At 36.7% G+C, this 20099-nt stretch carries 16 protein-coding genes; 14 read left to right on the plus strand and 2 right to left on the minus strand.

The features are described 5' to 3' along the window. Window positions 1–115: 115 nt before the first annotated feature. A complete protein-coding gene (locus IGI46_RS05150; RefSeq protein ID WP_278253201.1) occupies window positions 116–247 on the minus strand; it encodes a hypothetical protein in 132 nt (43 codons plus the stop codon). Window positions 248–430: 183 nt separating this feature from the next. Here IGI46_RS05150 and IGI46_RS05155 point away from each other — a divergent pair, with 183 nt between their 5' ends. The 7 genes from IGI46_RS05155 to IGI46_RS05185 all read left to right on the plus strand — a co-directional run bounded on the left by IGI46_RS05155 (window position 431) and on the right by IGI46_RS05185 (window position 12357). Continuing rightward, window positions 431–5143, plus strand: a complete 4713-nt coding sequence (locus tag IGI46_RS05155; protein WP_429973044.1) for a SpaA isopeptide-forming pilin-related protein — start codon at window positions 431–433, stop codon at window positions 5141–5143. Between the two features lies 1 nt (window position 5144). Further along, window positions 5145–5810, plus strand: a complete 666-nt coding sequence (locus IGI46_RS05160) for a pilin N-terminal domain-containing protein (protein ID WP_429973045.1) — start codon at window positions 5145–5147, stop codon at window positions 5808–5810. Window positions 5811–5917: 107 nt separating this feature from the next. Beyond that, on the plus strand, window positions 5918–7630 hold the full coding sequence (locus IGI46_RS05165; protein WP_429973944.1) for a class C sortase: 1713 nt from the start codon (window positions 5918–5920) through the stop codon (window positions 7628–7630). A gap of 9 nt (window positions 7631–7639) precedes the next feature. Beyond that, window positions 7640–9802 (plus strand): glucosaminidase domain-containing protein, encoded by a 2163-nt coding sequence (locus tag IGI46_RS05170; protein WP_429973046.1) that lies wholly within the window; start codon window positions 7640–7642, stop codon window positions 9800–9802. Next, the gene (gene lepB, locus IGI46_RS05175; RefSeq protein ID WP_207705350.1) at window positions 9799–10335 is read left to right on the plus strand and encodes a signal peptidase I; all 537 of its coding nucleotides are present in this window, start codon (window positions 9799–9801) and stop codon (window positions 10333–10335) included. Before IGI46_RS05170 ends, lepB begins: the two co-directional genes overlap by 4 nt. A 15-nt stretch (window positions 10336–10350) precedes the next feature. Further along, complete coding sequence (locus IGI46_RS05180; protein WP_207705349.1) at window positions 10351–11109, plus strand: hypothetical protein; 759 nt, start codon at window positions 10351–10353, stop codon at window positions 11107–11109. A 12-nt stretch (window positions 11110–11121) separates the two neighbouring features. Then, window positions 11122–12357, plus strand: coding sequence for a hypothetical protein (locus IGI46_RS05185; RefSeq protein WP_429973047.1), 1236 nt, complete (start codon window positions 11122–11124; stop codon window positions 12355–12357). A gap of 298 nt (window positions 12358–12655) precedes the next feature. Here IGI46_RS05185 and IGI46_RS05190 read toward each other — a convergent pair whose 3' ends face one another. Then, entirely contained in the window at window positions 12656–14140 is a 1485-nt protein-coding gene (locus IGI46_RS05190; RefSeq protein WP_429973048.1) for a helix-turn-helix domain-containing protein, read from the minus strand. A gap of 1248 nt (window positions 14141–15388) precedes the next feature. Here IGI46_RS05190 and IGI46_RS05195 point away from each other — a divergent pair. The 7 genes from IGI46_RS05195 to IGI46_RS05225 all read left to right on the plus strand — a co-directional run bounded on the left by IGI46_RS05195 (window position 15389) and on the right by IGI46_RS05225 (window position 20082). Continuing rightward, complete coding sequence (locus IGI46_RS05195; RefSeq protein WP_429973049.1) at window positions 15389–16171, plus strand: PhzF family phenazine biosynthesis protein; 783 nt, start codon at window positions 15389–15391, stop codon at window positions 16169–16171. A 298-nt stretch (window positions 16172–16469) separates the two neighbouring features. After that, on the plus strand, window positions 16470–16706 hold the full coding sequence (locus tag IGI46_RS05200) for a hypothetical protein (RefSeq protein ID WP_429973050.1): 237 nt from the start codon (window positions 16470–16472) through the stop codon (window positions 16704–16706). 142 nt (window positions 16707–16848) lie between these two features. Beyond that, the gene (locus tag IGI46_RS05205; RefSeq protein ID WP_429973051.1) at window positions 16849–17439 is read left to right on the plus strand and encodes a hypothetical protein; all 591 of its coding nucleotides are present in this window, start codon (window positions 16849–16851) and stop codon (window positions 17437–17439) included. A gap of 128 nt (window positions 17440–17567) precedes the next feature. After that, the gene (locus tag IGI46_RS05210; RefSeq protein ID WP_429973052.1) at window positions 17568–17900 is read left to right on the plus strand and encodes a MoaF-related domain-containing protein; all 333 of its coding nucleotides are present in this window, start codon (window positions 17568–17570) and stop codon (window positions 17898–17900) included. 492 nt (window positions 17901–18392) lie between these two features. Then, the gene (gene spx / locus IGI46_RS05215; RefSeq protein ID WP_429973053.1) at window positions 18393–18818 is read left to right on the plus strand and encodes a transcriptional regulator Spx; all 426 of its coding nucleotides are present in this window, start codon (window positions 18393–18395) and stop codon (window positions 18816–18818) included. A 323-nt stretch (window positions 18819–19141) separates the two neighbouring features. Beyond that, window positions 19142–19675 (plus strand): helix-turn-helix domain-containing protein, encoded by a 534-nt coding sequence (locus tag IGI46_RS05220; protein ID WP_429973054.1) that lies wholly within the window; start codon window positions 19142–19144, stop codon window positions 19673–19675. A 242-nt stretch (window positions 19676–19917) separates the two neighbouring features. Then, complete coding sequence (locus IGI46_RS05225; RefSeq protein WP_429973055.1) at window positions 19918–20082, plus strand: hypothetical protein; 165 nt, start codon at window positions 19918–19920, stop codon at window positions 20080–20082. Window positions 20083–20099: the final 17 nt, after the last annotated feature.

Below are 20099 nucleotides of genomic sequence, written 5' to 3' on the forward strand. Positions count from 1 at the left end.
GGATAGTGAGTAAGTATATTCACTATCCCTAAAAGTTTGTGTCACTAAAACTATGAAAGATACTATACAAAGTTAAACAGTACTATAAACAGCTCAATCAACTATATTATCCTTCTTAAACAAATAGTTCGTGAGTAATATTTTCGCCAGCAAGTAACAAAAAAAATTGTATTGATTCAGTCACGATATCTATTAAGTTAGTCAACAAACGATCGTAAATAATTAATGAAAATATTCGTCTTTTCATTTTGGATCATCTAACACTAGAGAACCAATGAATGACGAGGCGTCACTATAAAAAAAGGTATGTAATTAGTGGTTTATTTATTGAAATCTCTCAAACCTCTATAGAAAGAGTGGTTGTCATAGTGGTTAAGGAAATAATGTTACCTAAAGTTTCTCTTTAGGAAGGAAGAAAGGTAGGAAAATGATGCGGAAGAAATTAAATCTTAAAAGAGTAGGAGTAATTGTCTTCCCCCTCCTGTTGATTATAGGGATACTGGTAGTAATGATTCCTCGAGGGGACCGACTAAAAGCCTCTAATGAAAATCCTTTTGTATCCATTACTACAGGAGAAGAAGCTGCTCCTGCGACAGGGTTTGAAACACAAGAAGAGTCAGCAGAGTTGACTTTAAAATCTACTACAACAACAGTAGTAAAGATTCCAATGAATAGTCAATTTGAAGTCCTTCCTATTGGTGAGTCAGGAAACGAGGTTTCTCTTCCTGAAATGAGTCAAGAGGAGTTTACGCAAAAAGAAACTCTTAAAAGTTGGCAGTCTCAATTAACTGAAACAAGCGCTGAAGTAACCGAAGAGACAAAACAAACAGAGGAAACAACGACTTCTTCTGAAATCCCTAAAGTGGAATTGGTCCCTTATTTACAAGTAGACATTGGGAATGGCAACAAAGATCTTTATCTAAAGTTAGAGGCTAATCAAGGACAAAAGATTCGAGTGACAAAACATACTGAGGAAGGAATAGAACTATTTGTTCAGGAAGCTTTTGCGCCTGAGAATCAACAAACCTTAATGAAGTTTGTTAAAAATGAACCAATAGATGCTAATCCTGTAGTCCCTGAAGCAACTCCTGAAAATCCTTCAGAAGAAACAGAGGGAGAGAACCAAGAAGCTGTTATTCCTGAAGAAACAGAAGGAACTGCCCTACCTGAGGAAGAAATGGATGAAGGGGTATCTGGCGACTCATTATTGGAATCACGGGCAGTTAGTAAAGACACCCCTTTTAAAGTGACTGTAGATGTAGGGAAAGAAACAGGTATTGCCCCCTTTGATACAAAAAGTGGGGATGGATATGACAGTGGGAAAGACAATGATTTGGTTCGTACTTTCGATGCAGTCCAATATACGATTAATTATGGTATTCCAGTTAGTTCAGATTATGAATCGTTAGAGGTTCGTTTAGATACGGTCTTACCGAATGCATGGAGAAAAGATTCCTCTGGTAAGTTAAGGCAAACAGCAGAAATTACTAATGGGACCGTCACAACAGAAGCAAATGGTTCAAAAACTTCCAAACACAGTGTGACGACAACTTTAGCAGGGACAGGACAAGGATGGTTTACAGAAAATGTCGATACCTATGGGGGGGTTAATGGTGACTTAATCCAACCTCAGTTTACTTTAACCATCGTTAGCGCAAAGAAAACGGATGGGTCAACGGTAGCCGTCAACCAAGTAGTAGACAGTAGTGTGATACCAGAGATGGCTACAGGCGCAGAAGCAAAGCTTACTGCGAAGCCTTATGTAGATGTCAAATTAGTTTGGAACAGTTCTAAAAAAACTAGTTTTGAACAGGCAACAGGTGGCAATAAAGATAAACCTAACACCATGATTAGTACTGTGGCTGCTTATGCTCAACTGAAACCTCTACCAGGGAGGACAGGAACTGCGAAAAACAGTATCAAAGGAAGCACCTATCCGGTGGGAGGGATAGAATATTCTATTGATCAAAAGATGGTATACAACGCAAATGGAAAGGACAAAAATTTGTCCATCGGAACGGATACAGATCCCATGGAAGTGATCATGTATGATGGTTTGTCTGGAATTACGGTTACGAATCCCAAATATACCTCTGAATACGGTGCTTATTCAACTATTTATAAACCAATGAATAGGCAAGGAATTAATGCACCTTATGGTTATACTAGAAAAACATTTCCACCTACTTCAACTGCTCAGAACATATATGCTGGTATTTATGACACTGGAAATCCTAAAGTCGAAAATATTTCTTCTAACAATACTATAAAAATAACTAATACAGATTATGCACCAGCTAGTGTAGGAAAAAATAAATGGTTCCTGAGTGGTAAACAAATGGATCCCACAGACGAACCTTTCTCAATTGTAGCCATGCAAGTACTGTTCCCTTATGAGTATTTAGAGAAACAAGCAGGGACTGGCGCAACTTCAGTTAGTATGGACTATACATTAAGTGTATCAAAAGTAAAATACGAGGGTGTTGAACAAGATGTTGATTCTAGTTTATTGACTTCTTGGAATGCGGAATGGGGAGGTACTATAAAATCTTATAGTCTTTTTACAGACAATGCAAAGAAAGGATTGAGTACTACTCCAGGCTCAGATAAGGATTGGTCATCAGATGGTGATGGAACGATTGCTCAAGGCAATAAAATATGGGGACGAGGTCATGTAAGTTTTAATGATTATCGCGCAAAAAAATTAATTCAATATACCAGATGGAATAGCAATAGCTTTAAATATGACTCCAGCAGGTATTATGCACCTAATGATTGGACTGGTGGTACGCAATTAAATAAACAATACTACGGGGTGGGAACTAGTTCTCCTAACAATAGCTATCGTAATCAAAACCAGATTGACGAAGAGTATACATGGTATCCCGATATAGCTACTGCACAGGCTAATGGAGAAATTTCTGCAACGAAACTTGTATACACCGTTGTAGAACCTACAGGGACTGGTAATCCTGGGACCTATATCCCTTTAGTTGCAAGTGGAAAAGTAGGGATTCAAGATGCTTCTGGTAATCCCAATGGGTTATTTACCAATGCATTTGTCTACGATTTAGATGGCAAACAGATTCAGTATTATCCAACTACCTCCAATGATTTAAACTATAAAGCACCTATTTATACAGATCAAGGAGTTCAAAAGACGGGAATGACACCTATACGTGGATGGACAGAGTCTTTATACATTCGATCGATGACTATTCGTCCTACCATCAGTGCCAATAAAACAGCTTATATTCCATCAGAGCCGATTCAATGGACGGTTGAGGGCAATATAGATAGTGGTGCAGATTCCAATCATAAGGTTCAGTTTAAAGTGACGATTCCAAAAGAAGTCCAATATACCAATGGTACGGCGGTAGACTACCAAGGGAACCCATTGCCGGATCCTAGTGGGATGGAAAAAAATTCGGACGGCAGTTGGACACTGACTTGGGTATTAGATTATGCGGCAGGTAGTACCTATAATCCTAAAGTAACGTTTGACACATCAATTGTGCCTTCTCAGTTGAATTTTGTGTTAAATTCAGCCACGTTAACAGCTTCTGTGGTCAGTGATATTTGGCTAGAAAAAGATGACACCATTCGCGATTCTTCTGTAGAAAGTCAACGAACGGCAGGAACGAGTGTGATTGTCACCAATTCAGGGACGATAACCGTCGATAAAGTAGTGGATAAACCGTATATCGAATCAGGAAATCAAGTGGATCCTGCCAATAGCAGTGAGACACACCCAACAGATTTTACGTATACGGTCTCCTTTAAAAACCATTCGACCGTAGCCATGAGTAATATAAGGGTATTAGATGTCTTACCCTTTATAGGAGACGATCGTGGTACCAATTATAATGGTACGTATTCTGTAGTGAATGTCGATCAGGTGTCCGGTAGTACTGCAGGGACAAAGCGATACACTAATAACTCCGTAGCTGCAGATAGAGATCCTAATAGCCTTGCCTTGAACTCTGGTTGGTATACCATTGGCAGTGATTTATCTGTCGTAAAAAATGCGAAAGCCATCATGTTTACCTATGATAAATTGGATCCTGGAGAGACACTATCCTTCAAAATTACCTTACGACCAGATAAACAACAGGCGGGAGATATTTATGTGAACTCCCCCTCATTAAACTCTGATTTGAATCAATTTGTTCAAGGGGTGAACCGAGGAGTTCGCGTGGTAGGTCGAGATATCTCTGGCGTCGCTTGGTATGACGATAGTTTAGATGGATTAATTGGGAATAAAACTTCTAGTACCGCACCAGAAGATTATGCCAAAGATATTCCAGTCAAGCTTTATCGTACTAGTAAAGACAATACTAGTTACCAAGATGAGCTAGTGAAGGAAAGTCTTACAGGTGAGAAGTTTGTGGATGCTTCTGGCGATTCCTTAATTAAAACAGATGCCAACGGGAAATATACCTTTAAAAATTTACCAGAAGGAGACTATGTCGCAGAATTTATAGTAAACGACATGGTTACTAAAAAAGAAGTAAAAGTCACCAAACAATTAGTAGGAAATGATCCAAAGTTAAATTCAAAAGCCAGTCCAACAGATTATAAGACACCCGAATATCTGTTACCTACGGTCAATGATTTAGCGTCAATCTATGGGACAGATGATTCCATTTATCATGTAAAAGATATAAATATTGGTTTGATTCGTCCAGGAAATGTTCGTTTATTCAAATATATTGAAGGAACCGCAATAGATGCCAATAAAGATGGCAAGTTGAGTGATACGGAAAAGGCTAGTGGGACACCACTATCAGGTGCTGTGTTTGATATTTACACAGGAAATCAAGAAGAAAAAATTGATACGGCTACGACGAATGCTGACGGATTGATTGCCTTCGATAAACTTTTTCCTGGAGACTATACGTTGGTAGAAACAAAAGCGCCTAGTGGGTACGAAAAATTAAAAGACCCAATTAAGATAACCGTAAACCAAGGAAACCAAACGATTCCCTTATATGTTTCTAATAATGAAAAAACTACCTTACCATTTACCGGGGGAAATAGTGTATTCATGCTTCTTCTCATTGTCGCGACAAGTATCACCTTGCTAGGCTTTCTAGTGGTGATGTTGTATTACCGTCCCAGAAAAGTGAAAGGAAGAAAATAAGATGATAAAAAAAATACTGTTCGGGTTACTGATGATCTTGCTTCTTCCAATCAGTTGTCTGACCTTTTCTTCGGACAAGGTACAGGCTGAGGAGACTGACTTGTCTATTACCATTGTCAAATATAAAATTACGGACAGTAAACAGACAGAGACCTTTCCTGTAGATGGGACGAAAGCAGAGGGCGGATCAGACGGCCTCACCCCTTTAGCAGGAATCAGTTATGTCATTACTCGGGTTTCTCCAGTACAGGAAACGACAGATTTCCAACCAGTAGAAGGAGCAGATGCATTTTCAACAACCATTACGACAGATGGGAATGGACTCGCTAAGGTGAGCCATTTGGCGCAAGGAACTTACAGGGTTGAAGAACAAAGCAACAGTCTCTTATCTAAAGTGATGGAGCCAGTTATTTTAGAACTTCCTTTGCCGCAACGGTCAGGACCGGCATTAAATGAAGTATATCTCTATCCAAAATCCAGTGTCATTGATACAAAGGTTCCTTCTACAGGAACAAAAACTGGAGGAGGAAATACTGCTTCTGGTCGACTGCCTCAAACAAGTGGCAATATAGGTACTTACTTATCATTAATAATGATCTTAGGATTTCTTATGATTATGGGAATGTTAGGATTGTGGACCCTCAGAAAAAAAAATCATTACAAATAGTAACAATAGGAGTAACCGAACGGTTACTCCTGATTTTCTAAAAAGTGAGGAGACCGTCTGTGGCTAAGCAAGAAAAAACGAAACCTAAAAAGAAAATTTCTGGATTAATGGTGTTTGCCATTATTATGATTGTTTCTGGTGTACTGGTCTTATTGTATCCAATTGTTGGAAATATATTGGCTAATCGAGAACGCAGTTCTGCCTCAAGTTCATATAATGAAGAGTTGAAACATCTAACCGTGGAAGAAAGAGAACAACAATATCAATTGGCACAACAATATAACCAATACATATTTCAAAAGCAACAAGGAAATGAAGTGCCGAAAATTGATTACCAGCAAGTCATTAAACAATCTTCTAAAGTGATGGGAACTATCGATATTCCAGCAATATCTATCAAACAAATGCCTTTTTATCATGGCACTTCTTATAAGACCTTAGATAAAGGCTTGGGTCACTATGAAGAGAGTTCCATTCCCATCGGTGGAGAAAATACGCGATCGGTGATTACTGGTCACAGTGGCGTGAAAAACCAAGTGCTTTTTAGTGATATTAAAAGCTTAGAAAAAGGGGATATCTTCTACATTAATATTTTAGGAAAAAAGCTAGCTTATAAAATTGACTCATTTGAGGAGATTTTGCCAAATGAAGTTGAGAAGGTGCATATTAATCCGGGAAAGGATCAAGTTACTTTATTAACGTGCACGCCGCCAGGGATAAACACCTATCGCTTATTGGTAACCGGTCATCGTATTCCTTATCAAAAAGCGTTAAAACAGCAGGTTAAAAAGAGAAATTTGTGGAGTTACCAAAATATTGTCTTATTCGCTCTTCTATTTAATTTCTTACTATTTTTACTTTTATTGCTTCTCTATCGTCATTACTTAAAACAATTCCGCTCAATAGATCCAGAGAAGATGGATAAAGGTCGAAAACGGTTGAAACGTTTATTTTTGATAACAAAGTCATACTTTATTATTATCTTTCTATTTATGTTAACGATCTTAGGAATTGCGACGTATGGGTATCTTACAATGCAAGAAGACACGGCAGTTGCGCCTATAGAGATTGGTGAAACTGAGAGTTTGAGTAATTATAATTTGGACAAAATTCAACGGGCAAACTATGAAGAGCGACAAATTGCCAGTGTCAATGTATCAGATTACGCAAAAGCCAAAAGTATGTTAATGGAATCGACAAATAATTGGGGAGTAGGTAAGTTAGCGATCCCTCAGGTATCCATTGATTTACCTATTCTGGCGGGTTTGACTAATGAAAATCTTTTGACAGGTGCAGCTACCTATCGTTCGGACCAACAGTTAGGGAAGGATAATTATGTTTTACTTGCCCATAATATTTATGATCAGGATGTTTTACTTCATCGTATTAAGCAGTTAAATGACGGAGATTTGATTTATGCCACTGATTTTCAAGATGTCTATACGTATAAAGTAGTGCGTAATGAAGTAATCGAGGATACAGAAGTAGGTGTAGTGGAAAAGCAGGTCAATGGCGGACCATTGATTACATTACTTCGCTGTGAAGGAAACATAGGAACACCCTACCGTGAGGTCGTCCAAGGGGAATTAGTTACCCAAGAATCTGTGAACGAGGCGCCTAAAGAAAGATTGAAGGAATTAGGTCTTCAGAAAAAAAAGGGAGCAAGCCCTCAAAAGTTAGTAAAGAAACAACCGATTCCTCCTTTTCAGCAATTTGCCATGATGATTGCTGGAAAATTTGTGTCAGAGCCCCTTCAAACAATGGTACCAATGTTTATTTTCTTAGTTTTACCCATACTATTTTTTGCACTAATAAGATAGGAGAAAGAAATGAAAAAACTAATTTTAGGAAGTAGTTTAGTGGTACTCGCTTTAGGAGGGGTTATTTACATGGCCCAGGGAGAGAGTCTTAAGGCAAGTGATGAGATAACTATGAGTGAAAGCAGCCAAACAAGTGTAGAGACGACGCAGGCTTCTATTGTGGAGGATACTGTTGAACCAACGACACCTGCAGACAATAGTCAGCTGCAGGATAGTCCTGACTTCCCTTCTGAAGTAGTGGAAGCCCCTGCAGAACCGGAACAATTAGTGTCACAATCCAGTGACGAGAGTACGACAAAGCCAAGCAGCAGTTCTAGTGCTGCGGAGAATACAACGGAGCCAAGTAGTAGCTTCAGCTCCACAGAGAGTACAACCGAACCAAGTAGTAGCAGCTCTAGTGTTACAGAAAGTACAACAAGGCCAAGCAGCAGCTCAAGCTCCACAGAGAGTACAACCAAACCCAGCAGTAGTAGCTCTAGTGCTACAGAGAGTACGACAAAGCCAAGCAACAGTTCAAACTCCACAGAGAGTACAACCAAACCTGGCAGTGGTAGCTTTAGTACTACAGAGAGTACGATAAAACCTAATCAAGAAAGTGGGAAAAATGAACCAGCGACTGTCCCGAGCGTGCAACAACCGAATATCGTTCCTTATCCGTCTCAACGATCAGTATCAACAAATTATTCACCCTTACCTACTATTGGAAATACAAATCCCTTAGGAGAACATGAAGTGACATTAGATGAAGATTTAAAAGTGAGTCAAGTGGCAGAATCTGATTTAAACGGTTATGAACTACCCTTACTTTCTTCTTTTGGTAACGAGAATCAAGGGCTTCTTGTGTATGAAGGATTGAGAAAATTGGGAGAAAAAGAAGAAACCTATACAAATGAACAGTTATTGTCAGAAATGTATCTTCAATTATTTGATCAAGAGTTTACGGCTATGGAGAGCCAATCGATCGATCATTTAGAAGGATTACAACCTGGAGACACTTTACTAGTAAAAAATAAACCTATAGGGATGTATTTAGGAGAAGATCACTATTTAACTGTTAAAAGAGAAAAGTCTAAAGAGAACGATGAAACAGAAAACAGTGTGAAGGTCGCCTTACTATCTGAAAGAAAATCTGGGGAAACGATTATCGGGAAACGGACAGACAATTTCACTAAAACAACGTATGGGAAAGAGATATTATCAACGTACCCATCAAATATAAAAATAGATATTTCAGAAAACACGCAGCAATTTATTGACCAAATAGGGAAAGATGCACAAAAATTGGGATTAAAATATGATGTTTTTGCCTCCGTTATGATCGCGCAAGCAATTCTAGAAAGTGGGTCTGGATCAAGTGGTTTATCCTCCGCACCTAATTACAATCTATTTGGTGTAAAAGGAAGCTACGAAGGGCAGAGCGTTAACTTGGCGACACAAGAAGATAATGGATCGGGCGAACTTTACACAATCTCTGCAGCATTTCGAAAATATCCTAGTTATGCAGAGTCTCTTGGGGACTACGTAACGCTTATTAGAGAAGGGATTTCTGGAAATTCGGAGTACTATCAAGAAGCTTGGCGGTCAGAAGCCAAAAATTATTTAAGAGCTGCCCAATCGCTCACTGGAAAGTATGCGACAGATACCTTATATCATCACAAGATTAGCTCTATTATTTCAGCGTATCATTTAACAAAGTATGATGAAAAGCTACCAGCAGAAGGAGCAGCCACGAGCGTTGTCTTGCAGAGTAAAGACAGCATTCCTGAAGCCTATCGGAAGAAAATGACATTTCCAGACTACGATGGAAAGAACTATAATCTTTCAGGATCATACCCTGTGGGGCAATGTACCTGGTACGCTTATAATCGTGTCGCTCAGTTAGGCGGTCATGTAGATGATTACATGGGAAATGGGGGAGAATGGGGAATGAAAGGTCGTTCGTTAGGCTATGAAGTCACTCAGACACCTAAAGCAGGTTATCTAATATCCTTTAGTCCTGGTACAGCGGGTTCAGATGCTCGCTATGGACATGTTGCTTTTGTGGAGGCCGTAACAGACCAAGGTATTTTAATTTCTGAAGGGAATGTTGTAGGGGGGACAGTTATCTCCTATCGAGTGATTCCAAATGATTTAGCAAAATCTCAGCTAGTTTCCTATATAAGACCGCAATGAAACGAACAAGAAAGAAAAAGACTAACCCTTTAAAAGAAATACTTTTAGCCATTTTTAGTTGTTGTATGGTTGCTTTTGTTTTGTTATGGGTGCATACAAATTATTTAATTCATCCTGTGGCAGGAACTTCTATGGAAGGCTCTCTGCAGGATGGAGATTATGTATTAGTGAATAAGAAATCACCAATTAGTCGGTATTCAATTATTGGTTTTTCTATGCCAAAGGAATCCGGAATGTTTGTCAAACGGATTATAGGGTTACCTGGAGATGCTATGCTCATCCAAGGGAATCGTTTAATTTTAAGTATAGGAGATAAGGAGTTTTCAACAACGTATATCTTTGAGATAGATCCTAGAGTGGCGCATCAACTTTCAGGAAAAACAACAATTCCTAAGGATTATTATTTTGTTTTAGGAGATCATACAGCGGTATCAAAGGATAGCCGTTCTTTCGGACTCGTTCAATTATCAGATATAGAAGGAAAAGTCCAGTACAGTCTTTATCCATTTTATAAGTTACGACCGATTAACTAAGAAAGGAGGTTCCGCATGCTTCTATCGATTATTCTAAAAGTAGCTATAGTGTCTTTGATTTTGATTATATTAAGTTTGAATGGTTATCGATTTTATATTAATTTACGTATTCGAAAAGTGGAACAACAGGGAGTTGTCTCGCACCAAGCAAAGAGAAAACTGCGATATATTAAGGAAAAAGAGCAATCAAAACATATCCAAGTATTTTTAGTCAACGGATTTCTTATTGGATTAGTCATCTTATGTGTGTCTATGTACTCCTTTCAGACAGAGAAAAATGTAGAAGTATTACAAGCAGAAAGTAGACGTTTAAATGACGAAACTTATGCATTAAAAAAGGAACAAAAGCAGCTTATTACAAAAATCCCTGTGGAGACCTATCCCAAAAAAGGGCTTAATTTAGTAGATTACTCATGGGAGAAATTATTTCAGGAAGAAAAGAAAACTGATTTACAATCAAGTATTGAAAATGATTTAAGTGAACGATTAGTTCCGTATTTTGGTTACTCTACATGTATATTATCGATAGATATTCCCACTAAAACGCTTAGTTTATCCCTAGTTGGTGATTCAAATCAGTCATCCAGTAAAGAGATCATTGAGGAAAATATTAAAAAGTTTGTAGTAGAAGCAAAGGATGTTCCTAAATTAACACAGGTACATTTTCAGATTAATAATAGTTCCGAAAAAAATACGACAGTTTATAGCTGCACCTATGATCGTAAGGATGATAAACAATCGTTTAAATTAGTTGATGAAACATCAAATAAGTAAAGGAGTATTGATATGGATATGACAAGAAAACAGAAGAAACGAGAAAAAGATAGTTGGTTTTTTAGTAAGAGTCTATTGCAAGAGATAAATGAATTATCTGAGGAAGTGGATGACGAGCTAGAAAAGGTAAAAAATGGGCCTCAGAAAAGAATAGAAGAAGAGCCTACTTCTATCGCAGCTGTAAGCAATTCTAAAGAAGAAAAGAGTCGGCAAGGGAGCGTAGCGCCAAAAATATTACCTATGAAAATAAAAGAAGAAATAAGTGATAGTCAAAAACTAAAAGATGAGAATCATCAATTACGAAAGCAATTAGAGTTGTTAGAAAAGATACAACAAGACATGTTGAATAACCAGTCTGAAGTCACAGCTATTACAAAGAAACTAACGGTACAAAATGAGCAGCTAGAAAGAGAGAACAAGAAACTATCGGACAAAATTTCAGAGGAAGAAAAAGATGAATTGATGAATCAAGAATTGATCTATGAAAGGCAGCAATTAAAAGATAAGGTTCTACTGTTATCAAGAAAAATAGAAGAGTTAAAACCAAAAATGCAGCAATTATTAAGTGAAAAAGAAGCGCTCATTTCACAAAATAATACCTTAACAAAAAAAATAGAAGGATTGATACCTTCTACAGAAAGTACGTCAAATGAAGCAGATGAAAAAGAATTCAGTCAATTAAAAGAAGCCTTATATGCCGCACATGGAAATATTATTCACTTACAGGAACAAGCCACAGAGGAACATCATAAGTTTGAAATCTTAGAGAAAGAGAATATGGAATTAACGAGTACTGTAGAATCTTTACACAAAAAAATTCTGGAAAAAAAAGATATAGAGCACGAGCAAAGTAAACGACTGGCAATTCAAAACAATCAGTTGATCGCTACTGCTGAACAAGTCAATGAATTAAATAAAAAAATAGCAGAACTACAAGGTACTTATGATGTGGAAAAACAAAAAACACAACGATTGGAAAAGAAAATAGAACAACAAGAAAAGGATAAATTATTCCACCAAGAAGAAGTCAGTAAAATTTTACTTTCTGCCAGAAAGCAAGGAGACGGTATCATTCAGGATGCACAAAAACAGGCAGAGAAAATCATGTTGGTTGCGGAAGAAAAAATACAAAAACAGAAGGACGAGTCAAAAGAATTATATCGAAGCCTGGTAGCCTCACAACAGGAGTATCAAATAATCTACGAAAAAATGGAAAAACAGTTGTTACACTTTGTTAAAGAAGATTAGAAAAAACAAGCGTATAGAATAAACTGTGTAAGCCACTCGACTTAGTTGAGCAACTTACACAGTTTGTTCTACCTATCGGTTAGAATCGAGAATATCAATGCGAAAGAGAAGTGAAGTTAGCTGAATTCGATCAGACCATTTATGACTGGGTAGGCTGCTGATAGATCCTTACTTGTAAAAAGACTATTAGTTAGATAATTTCCACAGTTTAGTTGACAAACCCACAGTTGTTTCACTGATTTCAATTAAAGTATTCATTACAATAAGGTAACTAGCAGCCAGAAGTTTGCCCTTAGCATTAATACAATTCGCGTAAAAGTTTATCCACTCTTTTTTCAATGATTAAAAAATCTTTTTGACGCAAAGGTGGGTCTACCACACAAATATTGCCAGTATTTGTATCGTTAATAGACGGCATATTAGTCACGACCAAACAGTTTCTTTTGAGAGAGGGGTTTGAAATGATCACCTCTAAATTGTATCTTCTGTCAAAATGATTTTGAATCATTTTCCTCATTCGTTCTCTTACTAGAAAAGAGAGATCTGCATCAATAGCAATTTCGACTTTTGGTTCAAAGCTTGACCAGTATTCAAAATATGAGAAAAGCAACAGATACCGTTTTAATAATAATTCTTCTTCGTCAAAAATCTCGAGCTGGGATAAGACCTTCATTTCTCGAATAAATTCTTTTAACTTCATCGTCAAATTTTTAGGAAAACCAGACTCGCCCAAGGAGGTAAAGTCATCCAAATCGAAGTAGATACCAGGAAAAATCCTACTTTGTAGATGAGTACAAAAGAAGAAGGTGTAAAAAATTTCCTGCATCCCATTAGGAATCTCAAAAAAGTCTTTCTGAAATTTTTTAAATGCGAGATTTGTTGCTACATACACATCTGTGTTTCTTGTTTGGTGATGCTCCAAGATAAGATCCTTTACTTTGCCAGGCCGGTACATCCAGTGGGTCATCTCCAGAATGACGAAAATATACATAAATTCATTTTCTTCAAACACTTGATGGTCTCGTTCGACTGTCTTAACTAGCTCTTTTCTTCGAAAGGCACTGAAATTAATATATTGATCCCAATTCTCTGTATCAACGATAAAGAACTTCTTTTTACTTCGCAGCAAACATACAGCTATAAAATAGGCAATTTTTTTTCTATGAACAGCCGTAAAACAATATCCGAATCCGTCTTCTACATGATCAACCGTTCGGTGCAATCGATCTTCATCTATGTATTCAAAGGGCCAATTCCCATTTTTGAAAAGCGTCCATAAGAAAATGTAACAGAAGAAACGCACCGTTTTTTCCTCTCCTACAAATTCCAGTTTATTGGCATCAACGATCAGGTTAAATGAAGACAATAGTTGATTAATTTTTTTAACCGACTGTTTAATAGAGTAAATACTGATAAATTTTTTTTCGGAGTATTTCTTGATATAATCGGTTTTCAAAAGGCATAAATCAAGTAAGAGTTGCAAGTTTTCGTCATTGCATGCTAAATGAATTTTTAGTTGTTCAACTGAGGAATCCGAAAAATCTAGTTTTATTCCTTTGAATTTTTCGTAAAAGAATTTGACGTGCTTGTTGTTTGTTTGATTATACTCCTCTATGGTTTCATCGAGATAGTGAAAATAACGTTGGACGCTGCGTTCACTAATTTCTAAATTCGTACTTACCGTTTGGACTTCTACCCAATCCTGCTCAACTTGAAATAGTTCAATTATCTTGTAACAAAATTTGTTTCGATTTTCTAGTAATTTGAATAATTCTACTTGCAATAGAAGAAACCTCCCTTTTTTATTAGCCTCAGCCTTGACTCGAGAGTCTGGTTCGAAATCATGTGGGTCAGTCCCTGACAATTTATACTCTATTTCCCTTACAAATCTAAGCTTGTAATTATAGAAATAGCTTTTTTCCACTACTTTCTTATCAGCATCTTCTGAGGATTCTTTCTTTTGGACTTCGTTTGGAATAGTAGTATAAGCAGCTTTAGTTTTATATATTTCTGAGTGGTATTCGTATCCAAAATAACTTACACCTATCATTGCTATAACTATCATTATTCCAATATTTTTTAGATGTCTAATCTAGTGTGTAAGCATAGCAAAAGTATGTGCCTTTATCCATTTATTTATCTAACACTTTTGTTAGATTCTGGATTTTACATACCTGCACTCCGACGGTTACGAGCAGGATACTCTACCAACTGAGTAAGGGAATATTTAGCCATCACTCGCTTGTAGACAGAGGATTTTGTCGTAGTCTATAATAAACAAAAAAGTAACAGGAGTGATCTGGAATGAACCAATTACAATTTTTTACTTATTGGATTTTGTGTGAGTGGCTTTTTTGGTAGTCTTTCACTTTTTACACCATATCTTCCATGGAAGGATAGTACATTTTTATTTCGCAAAGAAAAGAAACAGGAGTATCTTCGATATTCCAATAATTTTTTTGGGGAAACGTGGCTATTTATTGGTTTTTCTTCACTAATTTTATTTTTGTTAAGCCTTTTTACAAGTATCAACATTCCTCTTCGATGGTTTTTTATTTTGTATATGGTCTTTCTTTTATTAATGAGATTTTTGCTCGAAATTAATTGGCGTAAGATTGTAGCTATCTTTTTTATAGTTACACTGAATCTCCGTTGTTTGTACAATCGGTCTTTTGTGGAAAAAGTAACTTCAAGAGGTGATGTTCTGTTTTTTCTTCAAGAGAATGCGACATAATTAGATTGAAGCATCGCTCGATACTTAGGTCACCTTGGTAAGACTATTTAATTCGATGATCTTCTGCAAAACATTATATTTATACTGACTACTGACGCTACAAAGATAAGTAAAAAAGGAGTGATTCGTACATGAAATTATTTACTGCAATGGGAGATTAACCTATATTTAATCAAAGTTACAAACATTTTTTTATGAACTAGCTATAACCTGTGTAGCGTTAAAAAATGACCTTAACTATTCTTTGTGAAGTTGAGCTCATTGTCTGTACTTTCTCAGGAAAAGGAGTGTAAAAACATGAAACAATATATTGTCGATGCCTTTGCAGAAAAACTATTTGAAGGTAATCCTGCCGCAGTTTGTATCTTAGAAGAATGGTTATCCGAAGAGTTAATGTTAAAAATCACGCAAGAAAATAATCTTTCAGAGACTGCCTTTACTGTCAAAGAAGGCAATCACTACCATTTGCGGTGGTTTACACCCGGTGGTGAGATTGACTTATGTGGTCATGCAACTCTGGCTACTGCTTTTGTTCTGATGAATTATATTGATAAAAATTTAAAGACTGTCATTTTTGATACGCTAAGTGGGGAATTAATCGTAAGACGTGAGCAGCTACTCTATCAAATGCAGTTCCCAAGTTATGCTTTGACACCAGTAGAAATCACACAAGAAATGGAAGAAGTCATTGGTTTTAAACCACTAGAAGCCTACGTGGGGCGTGATTTAGTCTGTGTCTTAACTGACGAAAAAACGGTAAGAATGGTTCAACCTGATTTAGAAAAAGCAAAAGAGCTCCCTGGACTTCTTTTACATGTGACTGCAGCTGGTCAAGAATTTGATTGTGTTAGCAGAAGCTTTGCACCAAAACTTGGCGTTTCTGAAGACCCTGTCTGTGGTTCTGGGCACTGTCATATTTCCCCACTTTGGGCACAAAAACTGAATAAAAAGACATTAGTCGCAAGGCAAGCCTCTGCTCGTGGAGGAACCCTCCAATGCACAGTAACAAAGGACAAGGTTGAGTTAGCTGGACAAGCAATTTTATATGCAATTAGTGAATTAACTATTGATCAAATTTAATTAGGAGGATCAATACAATGGATATAAATCTAAAATGAACAAACTGAAAAAAGTTCTGTAAAAAATAGAGACTAAAAACAGGATCTAATTAATAAACGAAACAGTAGCAACGATCAACTGCAATCAAATTTTAAGTGTACAGAAAATGACTCGTGTCGGCTCAGATAGTAGCATGATGTGCAGTCGAATTAACATAGTAAGGGCTATCCATTTAATAGATAAATATGGTGAGGAGGAAAAACACTAGAGAGATTTTTATAAATATATTGATTGAATCATTGTTGATGAAAGTGATCGATTGAAGTTGCAGCATTTAGAAAAGTTTCGTGCTATGTATGACGAAAATGAGTTATCTATGATTTTTGTAGGAATATCTAGTATAGAGAAACACTTTTCTCGTTATCTTCCACTTTATTTACGAATAGGGTTTGCACATGAATTTGATAATTTAAGCAAAGACGAGATGCACCCTATTATTGAATATGAATGGTCAGATCTGGGGCTTGATTCAAAACTGGAAGATTTTTCTGATTAAGAAGTAGTAACTAGCAGCATGAAGATCACTAAAGGAAACTTCTGGAGAACAATCACTAGAAGTTTTTGTAAAAACTAAAAATGTAGAAGTGGCAATCACGATTTTATAAAAGTGTCAAACTAAGGATGTTAGGAGAGCAAGAATGAAAAAATGGGTTATTTTGGTAGTGATGGCAGGTATTTTAGCAGGGTGTAGTTCTGGTGGAACAGAGGAAACTACTAAGTCAGAAAGTACTACAGAATCGACTGCTGTAACGGAAATTTCTTCTTCTGAGAAAAGGATCGAATTAAAAGAGGCCGCGTTTCAAATTGAGGGAACGCCTTACAAAATAGAAATATTGGATAAGTGGGAGATTCAACCAGAAGAGGAAACTATTCCGTTTAGTGCCAGAGAAGAATTAGGCGTGCAAGGAATCATGGTTTACGGGATAAAAAAGTCCGATGTGAACGGGTTTGAAATCTTCAAAAATGGGATGAAGGAGCAGATTGTTTCAACGGAAGATTTCCAAATCGAAGAGGGAAGTGCTATGGAAGCAGAGTATCAAACAGCGCATTATTCAGGAAGCGAATATAGTTTTACTGGTGTTACAGAAGGGATAAAGATTGAAATTCAGTATTACTTCTTAGAGACCGAGACAGACTATATTGTTGTTAATCTTATGGGAGTTCCGTCATTCTTTGAAAAGAATGCTGATCTTATTACTGAGATGCTGAATTCTTTTGTTACGGCATAAATAGATAAAAGATCAATTAGACAACATACAAACAAAACTTTCTCTTAAGAGATTGCTAAACTAACCCAAACTATGTAAGCTTAAGATAAGTGAAAATATACACAATATTAAGTAAAGCAGGTGCAGTGATGAAGAGCAACCCATTTGAAGGCAAAGCGGCAGAAATAAAATTTGACTCAGGATTACAATTTCGAATTGACTTTTTACCAGATAATCAATTACGCTGGACATCCATTCGAGAAGAAGATGCTGGAGCAACAGATGTGGAGACGATTCACTTTGAAGAGTATCCTGGCGGTATTTATTCCATTGACTGGGTGGAAGAATCTGGACTTTGTGTTTCTTACACAGTCGATGTACCCAACAATTTTGTTAAAAGCTTTATGACCTTTACCGATGAGAATTACCGCGGTGGACGAAGACCATTTATTCATGAGGGACCGTTCCACTTTATTTCTTAAAATAGTTGATTAACGACTCCAGTCAAAGCAGCAATAGCTACTAGCAAATTAGTAGGTATTGCTGCTTCTTTTTGTATTTCTCGAAATCTTGATACGGATATCCTATCAGGTGTAAATAAAATTTTTATACCCTAAATAAACTGCCAGTATCACTAAACCAAACGATAATAAAAAACTATTTTACGTTGTTCGCAACAAAGAATCAAAATTTTCTTCATTGGAGAAAATTTTGATTTATTGTTATGAGCAAAAACAACGGTGTTATCAAAAGGGTAGGCAGTAACTATTCTGCCGCATTTTTACTGTAAAAAGAAAGGGTTTATTTCTTTCTTTTTTCAAAACAATGTTATTTTAAATACGGAACATGAATTGGCAATAGAGTAAAATTGGAAAAATAAAAAACTAATTATTTAACAAAATAAAAGGGAAATGGTAAATTTATCTCATCAAAGAGTTATTCCTATTAAATAAAAAAGAAAGGTTGAAGTCAAAATGATTAAATTGTACGTTTCTCCAAGCTGCACTTCATGCAGAAAAGCTAAAGCATGGTTAATTGAAGCTGGATTAGATTTTATAGAACGTAATATTTTTTCTGAACCTCTCACTAAAAATGAAATTAAAGAGATACTTTCATTGACAGAAACGGGAACAGAAGAAATTATTTCCACTCGATCAAAGGTTTATGAAAAGCTGGCTATCGATTTCGATGACCTAAGCTTTAATGAACTTGTGGCACTCATTGAAAAAAATCCTGGCTTATTGAGACGGCCAATTATGACTGATGGCAAGCGACTACAAGTAGGATACAATGAGGAAGATATTCATCAGTTTGTCCCTCGAAAAGTTCGTCTTTACGATGCAAAGGACAAAGCAAGACAATTAATGTATTTAGAAATGAGACAGCAACAGCTCGTTTAAAAAATTCAGGTGAGTGAAGCCAATTCAATCCTTTCTAATAAAAAAGAGGCCAGTGAAATGATAACTATTCATTTCACTGGCCTTTTAAGCAAGCCTTGGGTGTGAAAGCTGAAGTTCATGTTACATGTGAACTTCAATGCTTTACGGAAATGGGAATAGGTAAAACATTTCAGATGTCTTTTCATCAAAGAATTTATCTAAGCATCAGTCAAACCGACTTTTTTTGTGAAATTTCGCATGTTAACCGGAAGAATTTCATTTTTCACTGTATACTAAAATAGAGTTTAGTAAAAAACGTTTTAGTAGTGAAAGAAGGAATTTTTGTGAAGAATGTGTTAGACATTTTTTTAAAACAGAATCAGATGACCAGGTATGATCTGTCTAAGAAGGTTGGTATTTCAGAGCAAACACTGTCGAAGGCTGCCAAACGTGATCCAAAAACCTATTCAGTAAAGACACTGGTTGCTATTGCCTCAGGAACCGGTTATTCTCCTGGTGAGGTGTTAGATAAATTATTGGCTATAAGAGATAGTGAGGCTGTCTATATTGCTTCAACTTTAAAAGAAATACGACAGAAAGTTAAGGAAAAAGAAGATGTCTTTATTATTCGAGGTGAATTCAGTGCCTTGGCGAAAGAGATAAAGCAGAGTTCATTGTCCGAATCGGCAGAACTAGGGTTTCAGCTAGGCATGGGTGGGAGTGGTTCATATGTAGTTTGGGCAATCAACAGAATGATTAATTCCTTTGGCGGCAAGAAAGAAGAAGAAAATTTAAAGGACGATATTATGACACTGTATACCATCAAGTTCCTGAATTCTTCTGAGGCCATGCTGCGGTTAAAGCAGCTTGACTACTAGCAGGGGCAAATGCGAGAAGAATTTTATTGCTTTTGCTGACTGTGATCTTGTCTTGCTTACAATAGTGGACGTTGAAAGATTTCAATTACATTTGGGCTTCATTCACACCTAATCTTCTATTCTCTCCTTAAAACGCACATGTTATAATTAAGTAAGGCCAGCCTCAACAAGTAGGCGGCCTTTTTTTGTTCTCGAGGTGAATAGAATAGCTAGTTGCACTATCCAGAAAAGAGGGATTGAGGGTGAAAAAGCTGCGAACGAAGATTAGAGCTTTTTTCTTGAAGGAAAAGAAGAGGGATTCAGTGGTAAAGACACCCGCCAACCAACCTTATGCAAACGCTGAAGTCACGAATAAATTGAAGAAATTGAATCGGGAGCAAAAAAAGGAAAAAACGCTAACTATATGAAAATACAGTCAATAAAA

The organism is Enterococcus sp. AZ163, assembly GCF_050498925.1.
In the GTDB taxonomy this organism is placed as follows: Bacteria; Bacillota; Bacilli; order Lactobacillales; family Enterococcaceae; genus Enterococcus_A; species Enterococcus_A ferrettii.